This is a genomic window from Campylobacter australis, from assembly GCF_050586305.1.
Taxonomy (GTDB): domain Bacteria; phylum Campylobacterota; class Campylobacteria; order Campylobacterales; family Campylobacteraceae; genus Campylobacter_A.
Map to the genome: position 1 here is coordinate 364,606 of NZ_JAXUAA010000002.1, position 21,706 is coordinate 386,311.

17 protein-coding genes and 1 pseudogene are annotated in these 21,706 nt (G+C 37.4%); 2 read left to right on the forward strand and 16 right to left on the reverse strand.

Features of this window, described 5'->3' with window-relative positions; all coding sequences use genetic code 11:
• The first annotated feature begins 71 nt into the window (after positions 1-71).
• Complete coding sequence (locus U5B17_RS04785; RefSeq protein WP_430804224.1) at positions 72-1,334, forward strand: sensor domain-containing diguanylate cyclase; 1,263 nt, start codon at positions 72-74, stop codon at positions 1,332-1,334.
• A gap of 15 nt (positions 1,335-1,349) precedes the next feature.
• On the opposite strand, the gene U5B17_RS04790 is transcribed toward U5B17_RS04785, so the two are convergent.
• The 4 genes from U5B17_RS04790 to U5B17_RS04805 are packed head-to-tail and all read right to left on the reverse strand — an operon-like array spanning position 1,350 to position 5,472.
• Positions 1,350-2,327, reverse strand: coding sequence for a TerC/Alx family metal homeostasis membrane protein (locus U5B17_RS04790; protein WP_430804225.1), 978 nt, complete (start codon positions 2,325-2,327; stop codon positions 1,350-1,352).
• Between the two features lie 15 nt (positions 2,328-2,342).
• Positions 2,343-2,936 (reverse strand): NUDIX hydrolase, encoded by a 594-nt coding sequence (locus U5B17_RS04795; protein WP_430804226.1) that lies wholly within the window; start codon positions 2,934-2,936, stop codon positions 2,343-2,345.
• Positions 2,921-4,285, reverse strand: coding sequence for a magnesium transporter (gene mgtE / locus U5B17_RS04800; RefSeq protein ID WP_430804227.1), 1,365 nt, complete (start codon positions 4,283-4,285; stop codon positions 2,921-2,923). The genes U5B17_RS04795 and mgtE overlap by 16 nt, the downstream gene beginning before the upstream one ends.
• An 8-nt stretch (positions 4,286-4,293) precedes the next feature.
• Positions 4,294-5,472 carry a peptidoglycan DD-metalloendopeptidase family protein gene (locus U5B17_RS04805; RefSeq protein WP_430804228.1) on the reverse strand — a complete coding sequence of 393 codons (1,179 nt, stop codon included), beginning with the start codon at positions 5,470-5,472 and terminating at the stop codon, positions 4,294-4,296.
• 166 nt (positions 5,473-5,638) lie between these two features.
• Between U5B17_RS04805 and U5B17_RS04810 the strand changes: the two genes are divergently transcribed.
• Positions 5,639-6,364 (forward strand): plasminogen-binding N-terminal domain-containing protein, encoded by a 726-nt coding sequence (locus U5B17_RS04810; RefSeq protein WP_430804229.1) that lies wholly within the window; start codon positions 5,639-5,641, stop codon positions 6,362-6,364.
• A gap of 20 nt (positions 6,365-6,384) precedes the next feature.
• On the opposite strand, the gene U5B17_RS04815 is transcribed toward U5B17_RS04810, so the two are convergent.
• The 12 genes and pseudogenes from U5B17_RS04815 to U5B17_RS04870 form a co-directional block, all read right to left on the reverse strand.
• On the reverse strand, positions 6,385-7,635 hold the full coding sequence (locus U5B17_RS04815) for a ComEC/Rec2 family competence protein (protein ID WP_430804230.1): 1,251 nt from the start codon (positions 7,633-7,635) through the stop codon (positions 6,385-6,387).
• Positions 7,635-9,047, reverse strand: a complete 1,413-nt coding sequence (locus U5B17_RS04820; protein ID WP_430804231.1) for a replicative DNA helicase — start codon at positions 9,045-9,047, stop codon at positions 7,635-7,637. The genes U5B17_RS04815 and U5B17_RS04820 overlap by 1 nt, the downstream gene beginning before the upstream one ends.
• A gap of 133 nt (positions 9,048-9,180) precedes the next feature.
• On the reverse strand, positions 9,181-10,239 hold the full coding sequence (gene ispG / locus U5B17_RS04825; protein ID WP_430804232.1) for a flavodoxin-dependent (E)-4-hydroxy-3-methylbut-2-enyl-diphosphate synthase: 1,059 nt from the start codon (positions 10,237-10,239) through the stop codon (positions 9,181-9,183).
• Positions 10,240-10,298: 59 nt separating this feature from the next.
• Positions 10,299-11,258, reverse strand: coding sequence for a hypothetical protein (locus U5B17_RS04830; RefSeq protein WP_430804233.1), 960 nt, complete (start codon positions 11,256-11,258; stop codon positions 10,299-10,301).
• A gap of 99 nt (positions 11,259-11,357) precedes the next feature.
• Positions 11,358-12,819: pseudogene (locus U5B17_RS04835) on the reverse strand (MBOAT family O-acyltransferase).
• Between the two features lie 93 nt (positions 12,820-12,912).
• On the reverse strand, positions 12,913-13,533 hold the full coding sequence (locus U5B17_RS04840; RefSeq protein WP_430804234.1) for a LutC/YkgG family protein: 621 nt from the start codon (positions 13,531-13,533) through the stop codon (positions 12,913-12,915).
• Complete coding sequence (locus U5B17_RS04845; RefSeq protein ID WP_430804235.1) at positions 13,526-14,956, reverse strand: LutB/LldF family L-lactate oxidation iron-sulfur protein; 1,431 nt, start codon at positions 14,954-14,956, stop codon at positions 13,526-13,528. The genes U5B17_RS04840 and U5B17_RS04845 overlap by 8 nt, the downstream gene beginning before the upstream one ends.
• Positions 14,953-15,690: a (Fe-S)-binding protein gene (locus U5B17_RS04850; RefSeq protein WP_430804236.1), complete on the reverse strand. Its 738-nt coding sequence runs from the start codon at positions 15,688-15,690 to the stop codon at positions 14,953-14,955. Before U5B17_RS04850 ends, U5B17_RS04845 begins: the two co-directional genes overlap by 4 nt.
• Positions 15,691-15,701: 11 nt before the next feature.
• Positions 15,702-17,345 carry a lactate permease LctP family transporter gene (locus tag U5B17_RS04855; RefSeq protein WP_430804237.1) on the reverse strand — a complete coding sequence of 548 codons (1,644 nt, stop codon included), beginning with the start codon at positions 17,343-17,345 and terminating at the stop codon, positions 15,702-15,704.
• 515 nt (positions 17,346-17,860) lie between these two features.
• Positions 17,861-19,438, reverse strand: a complete 1,578-nt coding sequence (gene serA / locus U5B17_RS04860) for a phosphoglycerate dehydrogenase (RefSeq protein WP_430804238.1) — start codon at positions 19,436-19,438, stop codon at positions 17,861-17,863.
• On the reverse strand, positions 19,435-19,920 hold the full coding sequence (locus U5B17_RS04865) for a hypothetical protein (protein ID WP_430804239.1): 486 nt from the start codon (positions 19,918-19,920) through the stop codon (positions 19,435-19,437). Before U5B17_RS04865 ends, serA begins: the two co-directional genes overlap by 4 nt.
• Positions 19,921-19,926: 6 nt before the next feature.
• The gene (locus tag U5B17_RS04870) at positions 19,927-21,570 is read right to left on the reverse strand and encodes a 30S ribosomal protein S1 (protein ID WP_430804240.1); all 1,644 of its coding nucleotides are present in this window, start codon (positions 21,568-21,570) and stop codon (positions 19,927-19,929) included.
• Positions 21,571-21,706 lie beyond the last annotated feature (136 nt).

The following is a 21,706-nucleotide window of genomic DNA, read 5'->3' on the forward strand; positions in this document are numbered from 1 at the left end:
AAAATTAAAAGCAAAAATTTATATTCATTTTAGTATGACATGATAATCAAAATATCTTAAAAGGTAGCTTCTTGTATAAAGTTTTACTAAATATATGTCTAGCTGATATGCCTAAAGATAGGCTTGTATCTTGGCAAAAATGTGCTTTAATGCCAAAGTTTGAGCACAAATTTCAAAGCATAAAAAGCGCAAATGAGATCGCAAGTCCAGCGCCTGATACCCATCAGTATCTAATTATCGCCCATACTAAAAGCAAAATTTCATCAAAAACGATAAAAGAGCGAATAAGCAAAGATGACATTTTTATAGTTTATGCAAATAATGCAGATGAAATTTCATCTGAAATTTTAGCCATAGCTGATGATGTTTGGCTCTCAGGCTCACTAGAGCTTGATAAATTTCGCTTTGAAAAAACCCTATCTTTAATCTATGAACGCAAAGAGGCATGGCAAACCTCTACATGGTTTCAAGCAACTATAAACACACTACCTGATATGATATGGTTTAAAAGCTACTACGGTCTTCACCTAGAAGTTAATGACTCATTTTGTACCGCTGTCAATAAAACAAAATCGGACATCAAAGGCAAAGATCACTACTACATCTGGGATATACCAAAAGAAGTATATGAGCAAACTGATTATGTTTGCGTGCAAACCGAAGATGATGTCATCGCAGCTAGAAAAACAGTACTTTTTGACGAAGAGGTCATGAAGGCAGATGGCAATTTATGTAAGTTAAAAACATATAAAACACCGATATTTGATGGTGATACGATTATTGGGACAGTTGGTGTTGCGCGCGATGTTACAAAAGAATTTGAATACTTACAACGGATCGAGCGCCTAGCTCACTACGACCAACTCACAGGACTTGCTAATCGCAACCAGCTTGACCTTTTCTTAAGCAAGCTTCAAACCTCTTATATGAGCATAGCTTGTATCGATCTTGATTATTTTAAACAAATAAACGACACATACGGTCACCATGCTGGAGATGAAGTGCTTGTACTTGCTGCAAAACTAATACAAGAGCTTTTCCCAGACGCACTAAATGTAAGAATGGGTGGCGATGAGTTTATCTGTGTATTTACTGATAAGTCTGATATAAAAAATATACCTAAACGCATACAAAAACTAATAGACAAATTTAGCCAAGAATGTAACAAAGAGCCTAAATTTCAAGGACTTTCGATGAGTGTTGGCATAGCCAAAGGTAAGCCATTTCACGGCTCATTTGATATGTTACTTCAAAGGGCTGACGATGCACTTTACAAAGCTAAAAAGAGCGGTCGTGGAAAATTTTATTTAATAAAAAGACAAAACAACGAGTAGTGAGTCTTAGCTCACTTACTCCTTTGGCTTAAATATAAGACTAACCAAAATTCCACAAGAAAGCACTCCAAGCACGATGCTAAGGCTAGCACCTGCTGAAATTTCAAATCCAAATCCAAAAATATGACTCATCGCACTCATAAATAACTTAAATGCGATAAAAAATAAAAGAACTATAACAGCTTTTTCAAGATGAACTAGATAGTTTTTAAGCGCCTCAAGCACAAAATATAGCGATCTTAGTCCAAGAACAGCAAACATCATAGCAGAATAAACTATAAGCGGCTCTTTTGATATGGCAATGACTGCTGGAACGCTATCAAAAGCAAACATTACATCAGTTAGCTCAACTACACAAAGAGCTAAAAATAATGGAGTAGCTATAAACGCACCTTTTTTAGCTACACTATCGCTTAAAACCTCTGTAAGATACTTGCGTGTGATAAAAAATTTATGCCCAACAAGCCTTGGATACACTGGAAAAAATTTATGAACAGTCCTATAAGCAATGTGCTCAGAGTAGTCCTCGCTCTTTTGGTTCTCATCATTTTTTAACATCAAGACCGCTGTATAAGCTATGATAACAGCAAAAACAACCTCAACCCAATGACTAAGCAAGAGCAAAGATGTTCCGATAAAGACGAAAACAAGTCGGAAAAATATCGCACCCAAAACACCATAGTAAAGAACTCTGTGGCGGTATTTTTCAGGTATATTAAACCATTTAAATATAGCCATGATTACAAAAAGATTATCTATCGACAAAGCCTCTTCAAGTGCGTATCCTGCCAGAAAAAGACTTGCAAATTCTCGCCCTTCAACAACATATAAATATCCAGCAAAACAAAGCGACACGCTAAGCCAAAACAGCGAAAAGAGTGAAGCATTTTTTAGACTTATAGCCTCATCTTTTTTATGAGAGAAAATATCTATAAGCAAGCAAAGCGCGACTACAACTACAAAAACTACCATCGTTTGTGAAAAATGTTGCATAAAGTCACCTAAATTTTAATCAATCGGGCTAAATTTATCATTCCACCAATAATACGCAAAAAGCAGCCCAAAGCCCTTTGGTTTGCTTTCATCAAAGATAAACTTCTGCATACTTTGCCTAGGTACAAAGATTAGCTCAATACTCTCATCATCAACACCGCCACCCTCGCCTACTCGCATACTCTCATCTATACTTGCATAAAACATCGTTTGCATATGTCCGCTAAAGCCAAAACCACCATAAGTAGTGGTTATACGCTCAATATGTTTTGGCGCATAGCCACACTCTTCGATGACCTCCTCATAAGCCGTGCGCTCATCACTTAAGCCCTTATCTTTTAATCCAGCGCAAAGCTCATAGGTATAGCCACTTTCATTAAATTTTAACCCCTCATCTTGCTGAGCCAGCCAAACCGCTGGGCGAAACTGTTTAACAAATAAAAACGCATCTTTTTGAGTGTGATAAAGCAGCGTAGAAACACTGTTCATAGCTTTTGCACACTCCCAGCTACGCTTTATACCATTTTGCTTAAAGCGCATCAAAAATGGTTTTAGAAATTTTGGATTATCAAGGGGTAAAATTTCAAGGTCGGTTATAGTAGTATCCATTTTGCAAGTCCTAGAAAACAAAAAAATCCGATACTATCAGTAAAGGTTGTAAGCACCACAGAAGAGCCTACTGCAGGATCGATGTCAAGGCGTTTTAGTGTAAGTGGTATGATGGTACCAAAAAAACCCGCTAGACATAAATTTATAAGCATACTTAAGGCAATAACCCCTCCAAGAAGCCAAGCTCCAAACCAAGCCCAAGCAACTAGTCCCATAACAACGCCAAAGATAATGCCATTTGTAAGCGATATACTTACTTCTCGCTTTAAAACATGTTTTGCGTCTTTAAATTCTATCTCTCCAAGGCTTATACGACGCACCGTAACCGCAAGAGCCTGTGTTCCAGTATTTCCACCCATGGATGCGACTATTGGCATTAAGATGGCGAGTGCCACATAGCTTGCTATCGCCTCATCAAAAAGCCCAACAATAAATGAGCTAATGATAGCCGTGCCTAAATTTATCAGCAACCAAAATGCTCTTGCCTTGCCAGCCTTTACAAGGGTATCTTCCTCTTCTGCCTCATCACTGACACCAGCCAAGTTATACATCTGCTCGGTGGCACTCTCTTGAATAAAGTCATGGATATCATCTGCCGTGATACGACCAAGTAAGACACCCTTGCTGTCAATAACTGGTATAACATTTAGATCGTAATCCTCAACAACACCTACAACATCTTGGATATAGTCACTGTCAAATGCCGTGTGTGGCTTAAATTTATCGACATCATCGTATTTTTGGATGTTTTCATCAAGGCTTTTTGCAAAGTCAAATAGTATAAGCTCTTCAAGAGCAACGGCAAATTTTAAAATTTTATCCTTATCTATGATAAAAAGCTGGGAGACATTTTCAAGCTCACCTTCACTCTTAAGCTCTCTAAGCCTAGCCACCGCATCACCAGTAATCTCATCTCCAGTAGCCCAAAAAAGCTCCGTTTGCATATATGCGCCAGCTTCATCGTCATCGTAGCTTCTAAGGCGTAAAATTTCGCTTTGATCATCTTCATCAAGACTATCAAAAAGCTCTTTTGCCTTCTCTTCGTCAATATCTTCAATATATTTTAAAAGCTCAGTAGCATCGTCACTTTCTAACTCTTCTAATGCCTGAACCATCTTTTCGCTAGGCACGGTCTCGATGACATCCTTTAGCATATGTTCAGGAAGTTCTATCGCTACATCGCCAAGACTTTCTGGATCAAGACGAGCTAGAAAGTCGGCAAACAGCTCCTCATCATGCGCTTTAATAGTTTTTAGATGCTGAGCTAGCTCATAAGGGGTCAAAATAGCCTGGTCCTCATTATCAATGTGCGTTTGTATAAGCTCTTTTGCTTCGTTTAATTCGACCATTTTTATCCTTAAAATTCAACCTTAACTACATCTGGAAAAGTTTCTATCTTTTGCAAAATCTTACCACTATCAACGGCTTTTTTTATTAAAACATCATTTTTATCAACTATGCCCTTAAATACCGCAGTCTCTTTCTTGTCCATAGCTGGTTTTACAACTTTTAGCATGCTTTCAGGGTTTATCGGCTTGTTATTTATATAAAGACCAAAATGCAAGTGCGGACCTGTGCTCATACCAGTACTACCGACAAAAGCTACATGAGTGCCCTGCTTTACCTTTTTGCCAACAGAAATTCCCTTTGCAAAACCATTTAAATGAGCATAAAGTGTCTCATAGCCACCTGTATGAGAGATGATTAAGGTCTTGCCATAGCCATTTTTGTTTCCAACAAATTTTACTACTCCATCTCCAGCCGAGCGTATAGGCGTACCACGCGGAGCACCGTAATCAACTCCAAGATGTGCTCTATAGCGTCTTAATACAGGATGATAGCGTTTTAGCGTAAAACCAGATGTTATACGAGCATTTGAGATAGGTCTGGTTAGAAAAAATTTATCGCTTTGCTTGCCGTTTTTATCATAAAATTTATTCTCATATTTATAAACTTTATAGCTTTTACCACCGGTCTCAAATGATGCTGAATGTATCTCAGGAGTACCGAAAACTCGACCCATGCGTATCTTTTGTGAATAAACTATAACAGCCTTATCGCCTTTTTGTACTTTATTAAAATTTATATTTTTTTCGCTCTTAAAAGCATCTCTAAAAGCAAAGGCAAGCCCGATAGAGCCAGTACTTTCATGTATATCTTGAGTTACTGAGCGAGTTATCTCTACAACATCTACCCTATCCTCGCTTTGATAAGCTATTGGCACGAACTCAAGCCTAAATATATCCTCACTATCCCTAAAAATATGAATTTGAAGCTCATCACTTACGGGTATTAAAATTTGTGAAACTTCACCATTTTTTCTGTGTAGTATCTGGTATTTAGTACCTGCCACAATCTCAGCGGCTAATTCTTTATCCTCTTGTGGGAGTGAGTAAAAAAGTGAAACGGGGATGGAGTTTTTTTCAAAAAAACGCAGTAAAGATACGCCACTTTCCCAGCTTTCTTCGCTAACGCTTGGTTTTAACGCATATAAATTGATAAATAATATCGAAAAAACCAGCAAAATTCGAAGCATCAGCAGCCTTTTTGAAAATTTTATGCAGTATTTTACAAAAAAATTACTTATATTTTTATATATCAAGTTAAACTAATACTTTTTATATTAAAAATAATACTTGGTTTTGCAAAAAATAAAGCTTTTTTAGGCTATAATCTGAGCAAAAATTTTACAGGAGATAAATTTGAAAAGAATTTTCTTGCTTCTTACGCTTATTTCAAGCCTTGCTTTTTCACTAGATTTCTCGATGCGTGAGTATAAAACGCCCATTATTAGCATAGACGAAAATGATGTTGCAACCATTATAGATAGTCCTGATATAGTTGTTGGTTCTAGTGGCGTTGTAGTGCATACTTTTAGCCAAAATACAAGCTCTATTATAGCTCGCACAAGTGTCATATCAAAAGGTGGTGGTTTTGCAAAAATTCGCTTTGAAGTGTTTGACACGCTAGAGCAAAGAGCCCTTCCTATACCCGGCGTAGCACCACAAACAAACGATACAGTCATACTAAACTACCTTTATCATCGCTCAGTCATCATCGTGCCAAATAAAGAAATTTATGACGAAGTTACAAGTGCGTTTAGGGGAACTACATTTATCCACCCAGACATCGTCGGTGCTTATCTAAGCTATGAATACAAGCCGAACCCAAGCCGTGATGACTTTAGAAAGATGTGCTCACAAAGTGCAGCTGGACTTATATTTATCGCTATGGATGGACGCAGTGTATTTGCTGATTGCCAAAGCTTTAAGGTTATAAAAGAGTTTCAAACTGGCGAAGTTGAGTATTACCAGCTACCGTTTTACACTAGGGTACGCGACATAGATACGGTTTTTTATAAACTTGATAGCTCTCATATCAATAACTACGACGCACACTATGAAAATTTACTAGATGAAGAGAGATAAAAGGCGGGTCTTTTGCCCGTCTAAATTTGAAAAACAACAAAAATAAAGACTCCAATCATTCCTACAAAAATCATTAACGCCCTTGACTTTATAGCCGATAAACTGATAACATTATAAAGCAAAAACTGCCATAATTCTATCTTTATCTGGCTTGTGGTAGCGGTTAAATTTAAAAATTTTTCAAGCCAAACATCAAATAAACCACCAAAACCAAAAATATGCAAAATAAAACTTACTGGATAAAAAATGCTAAAAATATAACTTACAGGTATGACTAAAACTTGAGTGGGCGCAAGTATCTGAAAAAAGTAAAGCACGCATACTTGCATCGCACAAAAAAGATATAAATTTAGCCAAAAGGAGTGTGCTAAAAGTCCAAATTTATCACCAAAATATCTACAATACAAAAATATATAAAATACGCCAGCTACAGAAAGATAAAAACCGATATTAAAAAGTAACCCCAAAAACACTGCAACTAAAACGCAAACACATAACAACAACATCTCATAATCAACAACTCTCACACCTCTAACCAAAAGAAAAAATCCAAAAAGAGCCATAAAAAACGCACGCAAAAAACTAGGAACAAAACCTATAAGCAAAAAATAGATAGCGCAAAAACAAAAAGCAAGTAAGAAAATATCAAATTTATAGTTTCGCCACGGACAAATTTTAGCATAAGCAAAACGAAAAACAGGCGTTAAAAGCACAAAGAAAAATGCCATTATAACACCCAAGTGATAACCACTGATAGCAACTAGATGACTAACTCCAAGTCTCATTACATCATCACGGAGCTCTTGTGAAATTGGTGCCGCCATAAAAAGTGCGGAGTAAAGCTCTGTGATTTTGATACTTTTGTGTTGTGCGGCGATATTTGCTAAAATTTTAGCCCTCAAGCTCTTACCTTCTTCATTTTTAACAAATTGTAAGTTGCTTGTGGGTGCAAAAAATCTTTGTCGTAAAAAGTCAGTAAAACTGATATCTAGCGTATGGATGGTGGCGCTTATATCATCATTTTGTTTAAATTTTAAAGATCTTGAAGTGGTAAAAATAATAAATTTTTCATGCTCTAGTCTTAGGACTGTATATTTAAAGCCATTCTTTTCACGCTCGCTAACATGCACCACTTTTGCTAAAATTTCACGCTCGCTCTCACTCATAAACTCATGGTATCTTGTAAACTCGTAGGCTAAATTTACACCAAAAACCATAAGCAAGATAAAATAGCACCAACCGCGCTCACCCCAAGTATAAAAAAGCTTCACTATCCTTGAAATGCAACCTCAGCTATGGGCTGGCTAACAGGATCTACGAACCGAGTAAATCTTGACTGAAAGACCACATCAACATGCCCTGGCTCGCCATTTCGGTTCTTGCCAATGATAATCTCTGCTTTCTCCTCAATCTTATTACGCTCAAAACTACTCTTATACTCCTTGCCATCAGCCTTTGCCTGCTGCTCTTTTTCGCGTTCTTCTTGCTCTCGATAAACCTCTTCACGATAAACAAAAAGTATCATATCCGCATCTTGTTCTATCGCACCTGACTCGCGCAAGTCACTTAACATAGGTCGTTTGTTTGCCCTATTTTCAAGCCCTCTGTTCAACTGAGAAAGTGCTATGATAGGCATGTCAAGCTCTCTTGCCAAAAGCTTTAATCCACGCGAAATTTCAGCTATCTGCAGATGTCGCTCATTAAAGTTACTTGTACTCATCATAAGACCAATATAATCAATCACACAAAGTGAAATTTCAGGATGTGCTGCCTTTAGTTTTCGCATCTGTGTGCGGACTTGATGGATATTTACATATCCACTATCATGCACAAAAAGCTTCTTGCTAGCCATCTCCTCGCAGGCAGAATTTAGCCTTGAAAGCTCCTCGTCGCTCATATTTGCGCTAATGATATTTTGCAATGGGATAGATGTCTTAGCAGAAAGCATGCGCATCATGATCTGCTCAGCAGGCATCTCAAGCGAAAAAAAGACAACACCCAAGTTCTCTTTTAGGACTTGATTTATAAAATTTAAACAAAGCGTGGTTTTTCCCATACCCGGACGAGCTGCGACAATGACTAAATCACCACGCTTAAAGCCATTTGTCTTTTCATTTAAACTGCGAAAACCAGTACTAAGTCCAACAACTGCTTGCCCTTCAAGCTCAGCTTGCTTTTTTATATACTCTATAAGATCTTCAACGATTTGTGGACTTTGCTTGATCGCACCCTTTTTTTCTCCATCAACTAATGAGTAAATTTTTGCGCTTATCTCATCAACCATATCACGGCTTGGCTTATCTTCATTTACAGTGGCTGGCATAGACTGCGCAACCTTTACTATACCTCTTTTGATCGACTTTTCTTTAAGTTCAGTAGCGTACTTTTCGATGTCAATGATAGGACTTGTACCATATATCTCCGACATCAAATTATCATCAAATTTATCTCCTAATTTATTTTTTAAAAATGCCACAGCCATTGGCTGATCTGCATTTAAACACTCAATCATCGCAGCAAAAATATCAGCATGGCCCTTTAGATAAAAGTCATCTGCTCGGATAATATCAAAAATTTCTCCCAGTGCATCGTTGTTTAGCAACACAGAGCTTAAGATGGCTCGCTCCATATCAAGGTCATAAAGATTGTGCATGTCTATGTTTTCAAATTTTGCTTTTGCCATATTTTTCCTTTTGTTTTGGCGGCTTAAATTTGCCTTACTTTGCCGCCTTTGCTTGTTTTATATTTTGCCTAATACAGCTAAATTTAGCTCTAAAACCAAGCCAAATTTCTTAAAATTTCAAAGCGATTTAAACTCACGCTCTTGATTTTATCTCATCATCAATCTCAGCCAAAAAGCGATCGACTAGCTCGGCTTCTTTTAGCTTTGCTACAACCTCGCCGTGACGCATTATAAGCCCATCACCACGCCCAAAGGCTATCGCTACATCAGCACCCTTTGCCTCGCCAATCGCATTTACCACACAGCCCATTATGCTCACATTTAATGGCTCTTTGATGTGCTTTGTTTTTTCTTCAACTAGCTTTACAGCCGCCATCAAATCCGCTTGCAGCCTCCCACAGGTCGGACACGAGATGATATTTAGCCCCTCACGCTGACGACCGCTATCTTTTAGGATCGCTTTTGCTACTTTAATCTCCTCTTCAAGCTCTCCAGTTATACTAACCCGCATCGTATCGCCAATACCTTCCATCAAAAGTCCGCCAAGTGCTATGGCTGACTTTATGGTCGCGTGAAATGTCGTTCCAGCCTCAGTTACGCCAAGGTGAAACGGATAATGAACCAGCGGACGAAGTGCCCTATATGCCGCCATAGTCCGCTCGACATCGCTTGATTTAAGCGAAATTTTAATGTCTGTAAAATCAAAATCTTCAAGCAGTTTTATATTATACAGCGCACTTTGCACCATAGCTTCGACACTGCGACCATACTTATCTTCAAACTGCTTTTCAAGTGAGCCAGAATTTACGCCGATTCGTATCGGTAAATTTCGCTGCTTACACGCATCAACGACCGCTTTGATGTGCTTTGCCGAGCCGATATTGCCAGGATTTATACGGATCGCATCGACAAATTCGCTCACGATCAAAGCATAGTTGTGATTAAAGTGAATATCAGCCACGACTGGTAGCGGACTTTGATCAACCACTTCGCGAAGTGCGATCGTGTCTTCTTTATCAAAAACCGCACAACGCACGATGTCACAACCAGCAAAATAGAGCCGATTTATCTGCTCTAATGTGCCTTTTACATCCTTTGTCTTTGAAAATGTCATTGACTGCACGGATATCGGAGCATCGCCGCCGATCTTTACATCTCTGATTTTAATCTGTTTTGTTGGGTATCTTTGCAAAATTTTGCCTTTAAATTTTTGTGAGATATTAGCTAAATTTTGTTTTTATTATGATAAATTTAATTAAATAAATCTGTAAAAATTTTAAAATAAGCCTCTTGCAAAGGGTGCATTCCATCTATAAAATAAGAGTCGTCAAGATTTAAAATATGCGGATTATACGATCCAAAAAGCTTAATGTTTTTATCTTTAGCAAATTCAATCAGATATTTTTCAATATCATTTATAATCTTATATTTTGCATTTTGAGATAAAAAATCATAAACATAAGGGTGATATGGCGGAAGATAAATATAGACATTTGTGCCATTTTCTTGCAAAAATATTATAAATTTTTCAAATACTTCTTTATTAATATTTTTAAAATTTTCCAAGCTATAAACACCGCCTTTGGTGTATGCAACTGCCTCATGTTTAACCTTTTTGGGATTTAAAGATCTTATTTTGTTATACCTAGCTCCATCGGTATCTATTACAAAATCATCGATTTGTATAGTGTTTGAAATATAAAAATTTAAATCCATATTATTATAGTTTTTAATTGCATATTCAAGCGAAAAGAGATATAAAAAATTTTTAAATATTTTATTTTTATTATCTTTACTTTTTATGGCTAATTTTTCCAACATCTTTTGATACTCATCATAAATAGAGACAAATCTAGTCTGTCCATTATAAAAGTTAAAAATCCAAGGATCAACTCCGATTATGATATTTTCAGGGAATTTGTTAAATTTATCTAGATAAATTTGGGTAATTGCCATATAATCTTCAATCGAAGCACCAGAAACTGCATAATTTTTAAAAGGAATAAATTTCTCAGAAAACATATTTTTAGTTACAAGCATCGTTCTAGATGAACCTATGGCAATGGTTTTTGGATTTACTGTGGCGTGATTTAGCCTGTGTTTTGTTAAAATTCTATCATCATAGTCTTGCATTCCAGCGACTATTTTTCCATTTTCTAACTCAAATGCAGTCCTCGATAAAAAATTTTTATCGCTTGCAATAATTCCCAAACTATCTACTTTAAAATTAAATATAAAAATAATAAAAACAAAACAAAACGATGTAAAAAAGCACAAGACTAGCCATTTTTTAACAGACATTTTTAGACCTTAAAAATTAAAATATAAAAACTCAGAGATTTTATTTAACGACAAAACAGACAAAGCAAGGCAAAATCCACAAAATATAGAAGTTGCAACACCAAATTTTAAACATACTATTTTTTCAATGCTATTTTTAAAATATAAAATAAAAACGAAAGAGAGTATAAGATATATGATTAAATTCTTACTATCATTATTTGCAATAGCTGTAAGCCAAGCTCCACTTTCGATACCTAGTTCACTTAAAAAGGCAAATCTTGCAAAAAATGTTGGCACGACTACTCCGCTAAGCCCTGCCATGCCATTTATTACCTTTATTGCATCATCAAATTCCTTTGCACGGAAAAATATCCAAGCAAAATTTATAAAGTTAAATGTGATAAACCAAGCAAGAATTTTATTCATCTTTATCCCAAATGAAGTCCAAAATCTATGCACTACAAGCGCCAAGCCATGCAAAAATCCCCAAAATACAAATGTCCAGCCGGCTCCGTGCCAGATGCCACCGATTATAAAAGTAATCATTAAATTTATATATGTTCGCGCTTTTCCTTGGCGATTGCCACCAAGTGGGATATAGATATAGTCTTTTAAAAACTTACCAAGTGTTATATGCCATCTACGCCAAAACTCTTGAATGTCAAGCGATTTATAAGGAGAGTTAAAATTTATCGGCAGACGAATATTAAATAGTAGTGCCACACCAATTGCCATATCACAATATCCACTAAAATCAAAATAGAGCTGAAATGTATAGCTAAGACTTGTTGTCCAAGCCTCAAAAAATGTTAAAATTTCTGCCTTATCAAAGCCGTTTGTTGCCCAAACAGCAAAGCTATCAGCTATGACAACTTTTTTAAATAGTCCAATAGAAAATATAAAAAGTCCAAGTGCGATATTTTTATAGTTTATGAGTTTGTTGCGAATGTTTTCAAATTGTGGCATCATCTGCTTATGATGCACTATGGGTCCTGCGATAAGCTGCGGAAAAAATGTTACAAAAAGTGCATAATCTAATGCATTATACTGCTTCGTACCCCCCCCCGCTAGACATATCGACTAAATAAGCGATTTGTTGAAATGTAAAAAAGCTAATGGCAAGTGGCAAAAGTAAATTTAGCCTTGAAATGTCGGAGTTTAGGGCAAAATTTAGGTTATCTATGAAAAAATCGGCATATTTAAAATAGCCAAGCAGAGCCAAATTTGCACTTATACCAAATATTAAAATTTTGCGTTTTTTCTGCGTTTTTTCGCACTCTATAAGCCTTTTACCAATGAAAAAATTAAAAACCATAGAAGCTAAAATAAGCACAAGATAAAGCACATTCCAAAAGGCATAAAAAAACAAAGATGAAGCAACCAAAAAGCCTTTAGCTAGGATAATAAGGCGTTTTTTGTTTAGATAAAAATAGCCAAAAAATACAATTGGCAAAAACAAAAATATAAATTCATATGAGTTAAAAAGCATACTTTTCTTTCGTTTAACTTTTATTGAATTCTAACGAAAATCGACTTAAAATATGGATAAATTTTAAGGACATGGAGGCTTTCGCCTCCAAATTTAATATACTAAAACATAAACAATCTGCGAACCGTGAACGCCTAAAACTGGCACCAGTTCGATGTCTGATGTGCGTGATGGACCGCAGATAAAAAGGACATTTGTCGGTAGGCGCCCATCCTCGGCTTTTATCTCATTTAAAGCTACAGATAGGCTTTTTACGATATTTTCTCTCTTTAAAAGCACTATACATACTTTTGGCGTAAGGCTAAGCAGTCTAGGCTGAGCAGGACTAGAAGTAACGCAAAATACGCCATGCGAACTAACCGCCTTTCTAGCCTGAATGATCGAAACATCGTAACTAAAAAGCTCTGACTTAAACTCTTCTATAGGCTTGTCAAATGCAAATTTTGACTCCACTAAAACAGCGTCTAGATCAATCGGCAAGTTTGTTGGATAGATTAGATTTTTAACATTTTCCTTTGTGATGATGGCATTTATATCAGTGACAAGATCACTGCTAGTTTGCACAAAAGCTTTGTTTTCCGTCGCCCTTACAATGTATTCTGAAACCAAGTCCGCGCCAACCTCATCTTTGATAAAATCAACAACATCTACGCTTTGAAATTTCATATCAACTGGAACATTTTTTATCTTTGATAAAATTTTCTCTCTACTCATAAATCACTCCTGGGATCTTTTGTACCTCTTTATGCAAGTCATAATCAAAGTCCATAAGGTCTTTAAACTCAAGCCACTTGTTAATAACTGGTATGCTGTTGCCAAATTTTTTAACCATACCATTGCCAAGCATCGCACCTTTCATCGCTGTTCTAAACATAAATCCGCTGGTTTGCACTTTTGCATAGTTTTTAAATATCATAGCCTCAGTAATATTGCTGTCTAAATTTTTGGTTCCTGTTGGCGGATTTTTACCTTGTTTTACCTTATCTCGGCGTAGTTTGCGGATAAGATCAGGAAGTGGAATTTGCACTGGGCAAACCTCGCCACAACGCCCGCACATCGAACATAGCGACACAACATCTCCGTGTTTATCCATACCAAATAGCCATGGACTAATCACTTCGCCGATAGGACCAGGATAGACCGTCTGATAGCTGTGTCCACCGATCTTATCATAAACAGGGCAAAAATTCATACACGCTCCACATCTAATGCATCGCAACGCTTCGTAATACTCCTCATTTACAAGCATATCGGTGCGGTGATTATCAAGCATGATAATATGACACTCCATAGGTCCGTCTAGCTCGCCATCTTTGCGTGGTCCAGAGATGATGTTGTTATAATTTGTTATAAACTGTCCTGTAGCTGATGGGATTAGCAGAGTATCAAGCGTAACGGCATCTTCAAAGCGCTCGACAACTTTTTCTATACCGCAAATATGCACTGTTACATCAGGGATCGTGGTGCACATCCTGCCGTTACCCTCGTTTTCTAGCATCCAGACAGCACCTTCGTTTGCGATAGCAAAATTTACGCCGCCAAGCCCCATTTTTAGCGTTTTAAACTCCTCTCGCATATGCGTTCTAGCAATAGCATTGAGCTTTTCTGGCTCGCTCTCTTTGGCTGCTCCAAGTTTTTCGTGGAAAATTTCACCGATCTCGTAACGATTTTTATGAATAGCAGGAACTACGATATGCACAGGCGGCTCGTCGATTAGCTGAATTATTAGCTCACCAAGGTCAGTTTCGATTGCCTCCATACCTTTGTGTTTTAGATAGTGATTTAGGTGAATTTCCTCACTTGCCATCGACTTGCCCTTCAAAATTTTGCCGATATTTTTTTCTATCATTAGAGTATGTATAATCTCACAGGCCTCTTGCGGTGTCGAAGCCCAATGGACTTTAAAGCCATTTTTTGTAGCATTGTCTTCAAACCTTACAAGTAGCTCACCCAAATTTGAAAGGGCGTTGTTTTTTGCTTTTTTACCACGCTCTCTTAAACCTTCCCACTCGTTAAAACGCCTGCGAATGAGATTTTTGCGGTTGCGTTGTAAAGTGTGCATGGCATTTGTTAAATTTTCTCTAAGCTGAGCATCGTTTAGCTTTTGTTTTACTATATTTTCGTGTGGATTACTCATATTGCTACTCCATTTAGGCGATTTGCTACAAAATCATAAAGATGCATGGCTTTTATGTCCTTGCCATTTCGACGCATAGTGCCTGAGATATTCATCAAGCAACCGCCATCACCACTTACAACACAACTTGCCTTTGAATTTTCAATATCCTTGATCTTTGCCATTGCCATTGCGTTTGAAATTTCAGGCTCTTTGACAGAGAAAGTTCCACCAAATCCACAACACTCCTCTTCAAATTCCAAATCCACAAGCTCGACATTCTTAAATCTTCGAATTAGATTTTTCGAGCTTTCAACACTTTTTGCGACACGCAAGGCATGGCAATTGCTATGCCAAGTTACTTTTATTGGCTCGCCCTTGTCTTCATAGCTGACATTTAAAATTTTATCCAGATATACGCTTAGCTCAACAACACGAGAGCTAAAGTTTTTGATAAACTCATAATCCTTGTCACCATGAAAAAGCTCTAAATAATCACTCTGCATCATGCCGCCACAAGATCCACTAGGAACTACGATTGGATAGTCCTTGTCAAAAAGGCGAGCATTATAAAGGGCAACTTTTTTGGTCTCTTCAAAATAGCCCGTATTAAACGAAGGCTGACCACAGCAAGTTTGATCCTTTTTAAAGACCACCTCAACTCCTTCGCGTTGCAACAGTGAAATGGCATTTGTTACGGTTTTGCCCATAATCGCAGTGCCAAGACAAGTAGAATACATATAAACTCTCTTCATCTTTACTCCTTTTAGTTAAAATTTGCCACAACTGGCACAAGAAATGTGAATATATTTACAACACTCCAAGTTATAGTTCCAGCCAAAATGATAAATAACAACGAATATTTTAATGTAAATTTTAAAACTTCACTTTCTCGACCAGCCATTCCAACCGCAGCACAAGCCACAGCTATACTTTGTGGGCTTATAATCTTACCAACAACACCGCCAACAGTGTTTGCTGCCATAAATATTACATCTGGCACCCCAAGCTGACTTGCGGTAACTTGCTGAAGTGTGCCAAATAGTAAATTTGCACTCGTAACAGAGCCAGTCAAAAACACACCAAGCCAACCTATAACTGGCGAGAAAAAGCCAAAAGCATTGCCTGTATTTGAAAGTGCAAGCCCCATTGTAGCGGCCTGTCCGCTGTATTTTGCGATGTAGGCATAAGCAACAATAAAACCAATCGTTATAATTGGCAATCCCATCTCTTTGATTGTTTCTTTTGCACTATCAACAACAATGTTAAAATTTATGCGTAAAATTCCTACAGAAAGAACAACTGCAAGCAAAATAGCTGTTCCAGTGGCTCGCAAAATATCCCATCCATACACTGCCGACATCGCTTGCTGTTCTGTAGTTATTGGTGGCATGCTAGCGACTAGATTGTGTAGATTAAATACCTCAAATTTGATAGTCGCAAATGCCGCAAAGCTTTTAAATGTAGATGAATTCCAAAGTCCAATAGCTGCGATAATTAAAATAAATGGCAACCATGCTTTAATAATATCACCAAAGGACAATTTTTTAGTTTGTGTCATGTGCCCAGAGCCCTCAACTCTAAAAATTTCTTTGATTTTAAAAATTCGCACCGAAATAGATAGTAAAAATATCGAAACTATGGCCGCCACAATATTAACAAGTTCAGGTCCTATAAATTTTGCTGTTACATACTGAGCAATAGTATAACTTGCCGCCACAATAATCACATGCGGTAATGCACCAAGAAGCCCTCTAAGCCCACTTACCAAAAGCACAAGCAAAAAAGGCAATGTAAATGTGATAGGAGGTAGCATACGAGCAACCATCGTCGAGATAAGCTGGGGATCAACATTGACCGTTCCAGCTAAGGCAGTAACTGGAATCCCCACTGCTCCAAACGCCGCACCAGCTGTGTTTGCTATCATGCTTAATCCAGCTGCACTTAAAGGCTTTAAACCAAGCCCCATTAAAAGCGCTGCCGAAATGGCAACTGGCGCACCAAAGCCTATGGCACCCTCTAAAAATGAACCAAAGCAAAAGGCGATTAAGATCACTTGAATTCTGTGATCCGCAGAGATCATCGTGATGCTAGTCTTTAAATTCTCAAAATGCCCTGACTTTACACTTATCTTATACAGCAAAATTGCACATAAAATAATCCACGCAATCGGCCAAAGCCCATACAAAAATCCGTAAATAAAACTCATAAATGCTCTTATAAGTGGCATATCATAAAACAAAACGCTAATGACTATACTAAAAGATACCGTTATAAATGCAGCAACATATCCCTTCAATTTAAGCACAACAAGCAAAAGCAAAAATACAAAAATCGGCATTGCAGCAATTATGGCAGATAGCCATATGTCACCAAAAGGATTGTAGTTTTGCACAAATAACTCTTCCATTTTGTCTCCTTTATAAATTTATGACGAAATTCTACTACAATTTTAAACTTAATACAAACTAAAAATATCATTAATTAGTTTTATTAAGAATTTGTTAAAAATTTCAAATTTTAGGCTTTATTATTTTTCTTTTTTATAACTTAAAATATTTTCAATGAAGTTTTAGCAATAAGTTTTTATGTTTTTGAGTAAAATTCTATTAAACACTTGGCAAATTTAAGATAAATTTTACTTTAAGGATATTTAAAGATATGGAAAATTTGCAGAACAAAATAAATATTACAAACAAAAATAAAAACAAGCTAGAATTTAATTATTTTTTTAAGTTTTCTAGTAAAAATTATAGTATATTTGCCGTTTTTATCGGCTTTATAAAGATTAATAATTATAAATTTTCTTAGAAAGTTAGCAAAATTTTTATATAAAATATTATGAAATTGTAATTAAAATCTTAATTTTTGGCAGAATTTTATAAAAACAGAGAATTTTGGCAGCTAAAAAGCCACCAAAATTTATCAAACTACAACATAACTTGCCCAAACGCAAGCATCTAGCGCATTTAGCTTAGCAAGCACCTCTTTGCTGATATGCTCATCAACTAAGATTACTGCAAGTGCCATGCCGTGATCGTCGCGTCCTAGACGGAAGTCTGCGATGTTGATATTTTCAGCTGCAAGGATAGAGCTAATGCTTGCAATAACGCCGGGCACATCGTTGTTTTTAAAGATGATCATCTTGCCTTTTGGCTTAAAGTCGGTCTTAAAGCCGTTGATATTTACGATACGAGGCTGGTTTTCGCCAAAGACCGTACCGCTAATGCTAACAAGCTCGCTTTCGGTCGTGATCTTTACGATTACACGGTTTTTAAATATACTCTCGCCACCCACGCTAGCCTCTGTCGCAATACCCTTTTCGTCGCACAAAAATTTCGCATTCACATAGTTTATTCCATCACCTAAACTCTCTTTTAGAGCGCCAACGATCGCAAATGTAAGTAGCGAATTTGCATAGTCTGCAATGGCACCGCAGGCTTCGATACGGATTGCCTTGATAGCCTTTTTATTTATCTGCGCACCCAAAAATGCCATCTTACTAACCAGCTCGATGTAAGGCTCAACAAATGGCGGTAAATCCTCGGTCTTTATCGGTAAATTTAAAGCATTTGGATAGCTGATGCCACGCGCCGCACTAATTGCTTGCTCAGCTGCCTCGATCGCGATATTTCGCTGGCTTTCAAGTGTATTTGCGCCAAGATGCGGCGTTACGCTTACATTTGGCAGGTCAAGCAGCGCATGATCGGTAGCTGGTTCTTTGCTAAACACATCAATGCCAGCAAATGCTATTTTTCCACTCTTTAGCCCAGCCACAAGCGCCTCTTCGTTGTAAAGTCCGCCACGAGCGACATTTATAAGACGCACGCCATCTTTCATCTTTGAAATTTCCTCTGCACCGATAATATTTGTCGTCTCTTTAGTTTTTGGAGTATGAATTGTGATAAAGTCACATGCCAAAATATCATCAAAATTTGTCGTATAAACTCCACCCATATCAAGTACTTTTGAAGGCTCGATGTATGGATCATAGGCAATGATTTGCATACCAAATGCTTTTGCGCGCGTGGCGACTCTTGAGCCTATGTTGCCAAAGCCTATCACGCCCAACTTTTTCTCAAAAAGCTCAACACCATACCACTTCTCACGCTTCCAAATTCTAGCCTCTTTAAGATCGTTATGCGCATAAGGAAATGCTCTAGCAGCAGCTAACATATGCGTCATCGTTAGCTCAACGGCGGCAATGGTGTTTGCAGTAGGAACATTCATCGCGATGATGCCTCTGCGAGAACAGCCGTCTATGTCAACATTATCCACACCAACTCCAGCTCGTACAACCGCTTTTAGCTTTTTAGCTGCGTTTAGAAATTTCTCATCAACATCGGTCGAACTACGAGTGATCGCCACATCAGCTTCGCTTAAAATTTCGAGCAGCTTATCTTTTGGCGTATTTACAGTATCAATGACTTTTATGTCTTGCTCTTTATTTAAAAGCGCAAATCCAGCCTCATGGATCGCATCGCAAACTATGATGGTTTTCATATCTTTACCTCCGTTATGCTTGAGTGTATATTGTAAGTTTTAAGCTCCAAAATGATGCGCTGCAGCAATTCAGAGTCTTGTGTGTTTAGAAAAATTTTACTCTTTACACCATCTTTAACAATAGTGAAATTTACATTTGTATTTTTTAGAGTTTGAGTTAGGCAAAACATAGAGTAAATATCGTTTTTATCGATAAAAAGCTCAAAAGCTGTTTTTAGAGAAGCATTTTTGTTTGGACGCTTGTATTGGATATAAATTTCATTTACAGCAAGCGAAAAGTCCTGTTTTGTTATGTTTGCAAGCTGAGAAATCCAGCCATCATTTATACTAGTTGGCTGGACAGTTTCGTTATCTAGCACCTCTGGCTGAGCATAAGCTACTGCCGTTTGGTTCGCGTTTGCAAATTTGTACAGATATATACCAAGCACGACCACTAGCAATAGTAAAAACAAAACAACTGCCAGTAAAGTGTGCTTGCCCATGCAAATTTATTTTAATTGCTCTTTTATAATGTCGCCAAGCGTTACCTTGTCGTCACTGTTTATCTCATTTAGCACTTCGCGCTCTTTTGCGCGTGCAAGCTGACGGATGCTAAGGCGAATGCGATTTTTCTTATCATCTATAAATGCTATGCTTGCTTCTATCTCATCGCCTATATTTAGGGTGTTAGCATCAACACTTCCAAGATCTTCTTTACGGATAAGTGCATCAACATTCTCGCCAAGCTCTACAAACACTCCAAAGTCTTTGATGTCGCGAATTTTGCCCTTTACAGCTTCACCAACACTGTGTTTTTTAGTAAATTCTTGAACTGGACTTTGCTTTAACTCTTTTAGGCTAAGAGAAATTTTCTGCTCTTTGTCGTCGATTTTTACAATCTTAACCTCAATCTCATCACCTACTTTAAACAGATCTTTGCACTTATCATTTCTATCCCAAGAAGCATCCTCGTTATGTAATAAGCCCTCAACGCAATCAATACGAACAAATGCACCAAATGCAGTAGTTGTCGTCACAACGCCTTTTGCGACACTGCCTTCTTTAAATTTTGCTTTAAATTCATCAAATGGTTTTGGAAGTAGATTTTTAAGACTCACTCTTAAGCGACGATCTTTTGCGCTGATCTCAATAACCTCAACATCGATCTCTTCGCCCTCAGTGATATGATCTTTTGGATTTTTGATATTTTTATCCCATGAAATTTCAGAGATATGCAAAAAGCCCTCGATGTCATTGCCAAGATCGACAAATGCGCCGTATGGCTCAATGTTACTTACGATAACCTTGATCGTATCACCGACTTCTAGTCCATCTTTAATCTCATCCCATGGATCTGGCATCGCAGCCTTGATAGATAACGATAAGTGGCGCTTTTCGTTGTCATAACTGATAACTTTAACGGCAACTTTATCACCCTCTTTGTAAATTGTACTAGGATTGACTGGTCCTTTATAACTTATCTCGCTGTAATGCACCAAACCATCAACGCCGCCCACATCAACAAACATACCGTAAGTTGTGATCTTTTTGACCACACCTTCCATAACATCAGCGTTATCAATTATGCTAGAGAGTGCCTCTTTGCGTTTTTTGCGATCATCGTCGAGAATTTTCTTGCGAGAAACAACAATACTTTGCTCCTCTTTATCTACCTTGATAACTCTTACCTTGTAGCTCTTGCCAACGATATCGTTAGCGTTTTTAAAGCCGCTTTGAGTTTTTGGTAGGAAAAATTCTACTCCATTTTCGTCAGTCGCGATAAAGCCACCCTTATTTTTGCCGACGATTTTTACTTCAATCTCGTCTTGATTTTCAGGGCTATAAGCATCTATGTAAGCCTTAACTTTCTCTTTGCGTAGGGCTTTTTTATGCGAAACCTGCCCACGACCAGTGATGACAACTTTTATCTTATCGCCAACATTATATAATAGCTTACCGCTTGCATCAGTAATCTCAGACAAGGCAAGCTCTTTGTCGCCTCTTATGCCGATATTTACGATCGCAACATCACCTTTAACGCCAACAATAACGCCTTCGCTATCTTCCTCAGTCCTCTTAAAGGACTCCTCTAACATCGCAGCAAAATCTTCTTCTTCATTTGCTTCAATCTGAACGCTTCTGTTCACAGCCATCTTGATCCTTTTAAATTTTCTATTACCTTGCGGCAAAGTTACTTATTATATTTAAAAAAGGCTTATTTTCGGTTGAAATTTTAGTAAAAATTTAGTTTGGTGTAGAAATTTTATTTAAATTTGCCCCACCATAATG

Coding starts and splice junctions, on each gene's coding strand:
- U5B17_RS04805 (WP_430804228.1), bottom strand. CDS start 5,472: ATGCTTCGAATTTTGCTGGTTTTTTCGATATTATTTATCAATTTATAT.
- U5B17_RS04790 (WP_430804225.1), bottom strand. CDS start 2,327: ATGCAACATTTTTCACAAACGATGGTAGTTTTTGTAGTTGTAGTCGCG.
- U5B17_RS04855 (WP_430804237.1), bottom strand. CDS start 17,345: ATGGAAGAGTTATTTGTGCAAAACTACAATCCTTTTGGTGACATATGG.
- U5B17_RS04820 (WP_430804231.1), bottom strand. CDS start 9,047: ATGGCAAAAGCAAAATTTGAAAACATAGACATGCACAATCTTTATGAC.
- U5B17_RS04840 (WP_430804234.1), bottom strand. CDS start 13,533: ATGAGTAGAGAGAAAATTTTATCAAAGATAAAAAATGTTCCAGTTGAT.
- U5B17_RS04850 (WP_430804236.1), bottom strand. CDS start 15,690: ATGAAGAGAGTTTATATGTATTCTACTTGTCTTGGCACTGCGATTATG.
- U5B17_RS04795 (WP_430804226.1), bottom strand. CDS start 2,936: ATGGATACTACTATAACCGACCTTGAAATTTTACCCCTTGATAATCCA.
- mgtE (WP_430804227.1), bottom strand. CDS start 4,285: ATGGTCGAATTAAACGAAGCAAAAGAGCTTATACAAACGCACATTGAT.
- serA (WP_430804238.1), bottom strand. CDS start 19,438: ATGAAAACCATCATAGTTTGCGATGCGATCCATGAGGCTGGATTTGCG.
- U5B17_RS04845 (WP_430804235.1), bottom strand. CDS start 14,956: ATGAGTAATCCACACGAAAATATAGTAAAACAAAAGCTAAACGATGCT.
- U5B17_RS04870 (WP_430804240.1), bottom strand. CDS start 21,570: ATGGCTGTGAACAGAAGCGTTCAGATTGAAGCAAATGAAGAAGAAGAT.
- U5B17_RS04865 (WP_430804239.1), bottom strand. CDS start 19,920: ATGGGCAAGCACACTTTACTGGCAGTTGTTTTGTTTTTACTATTGCTA.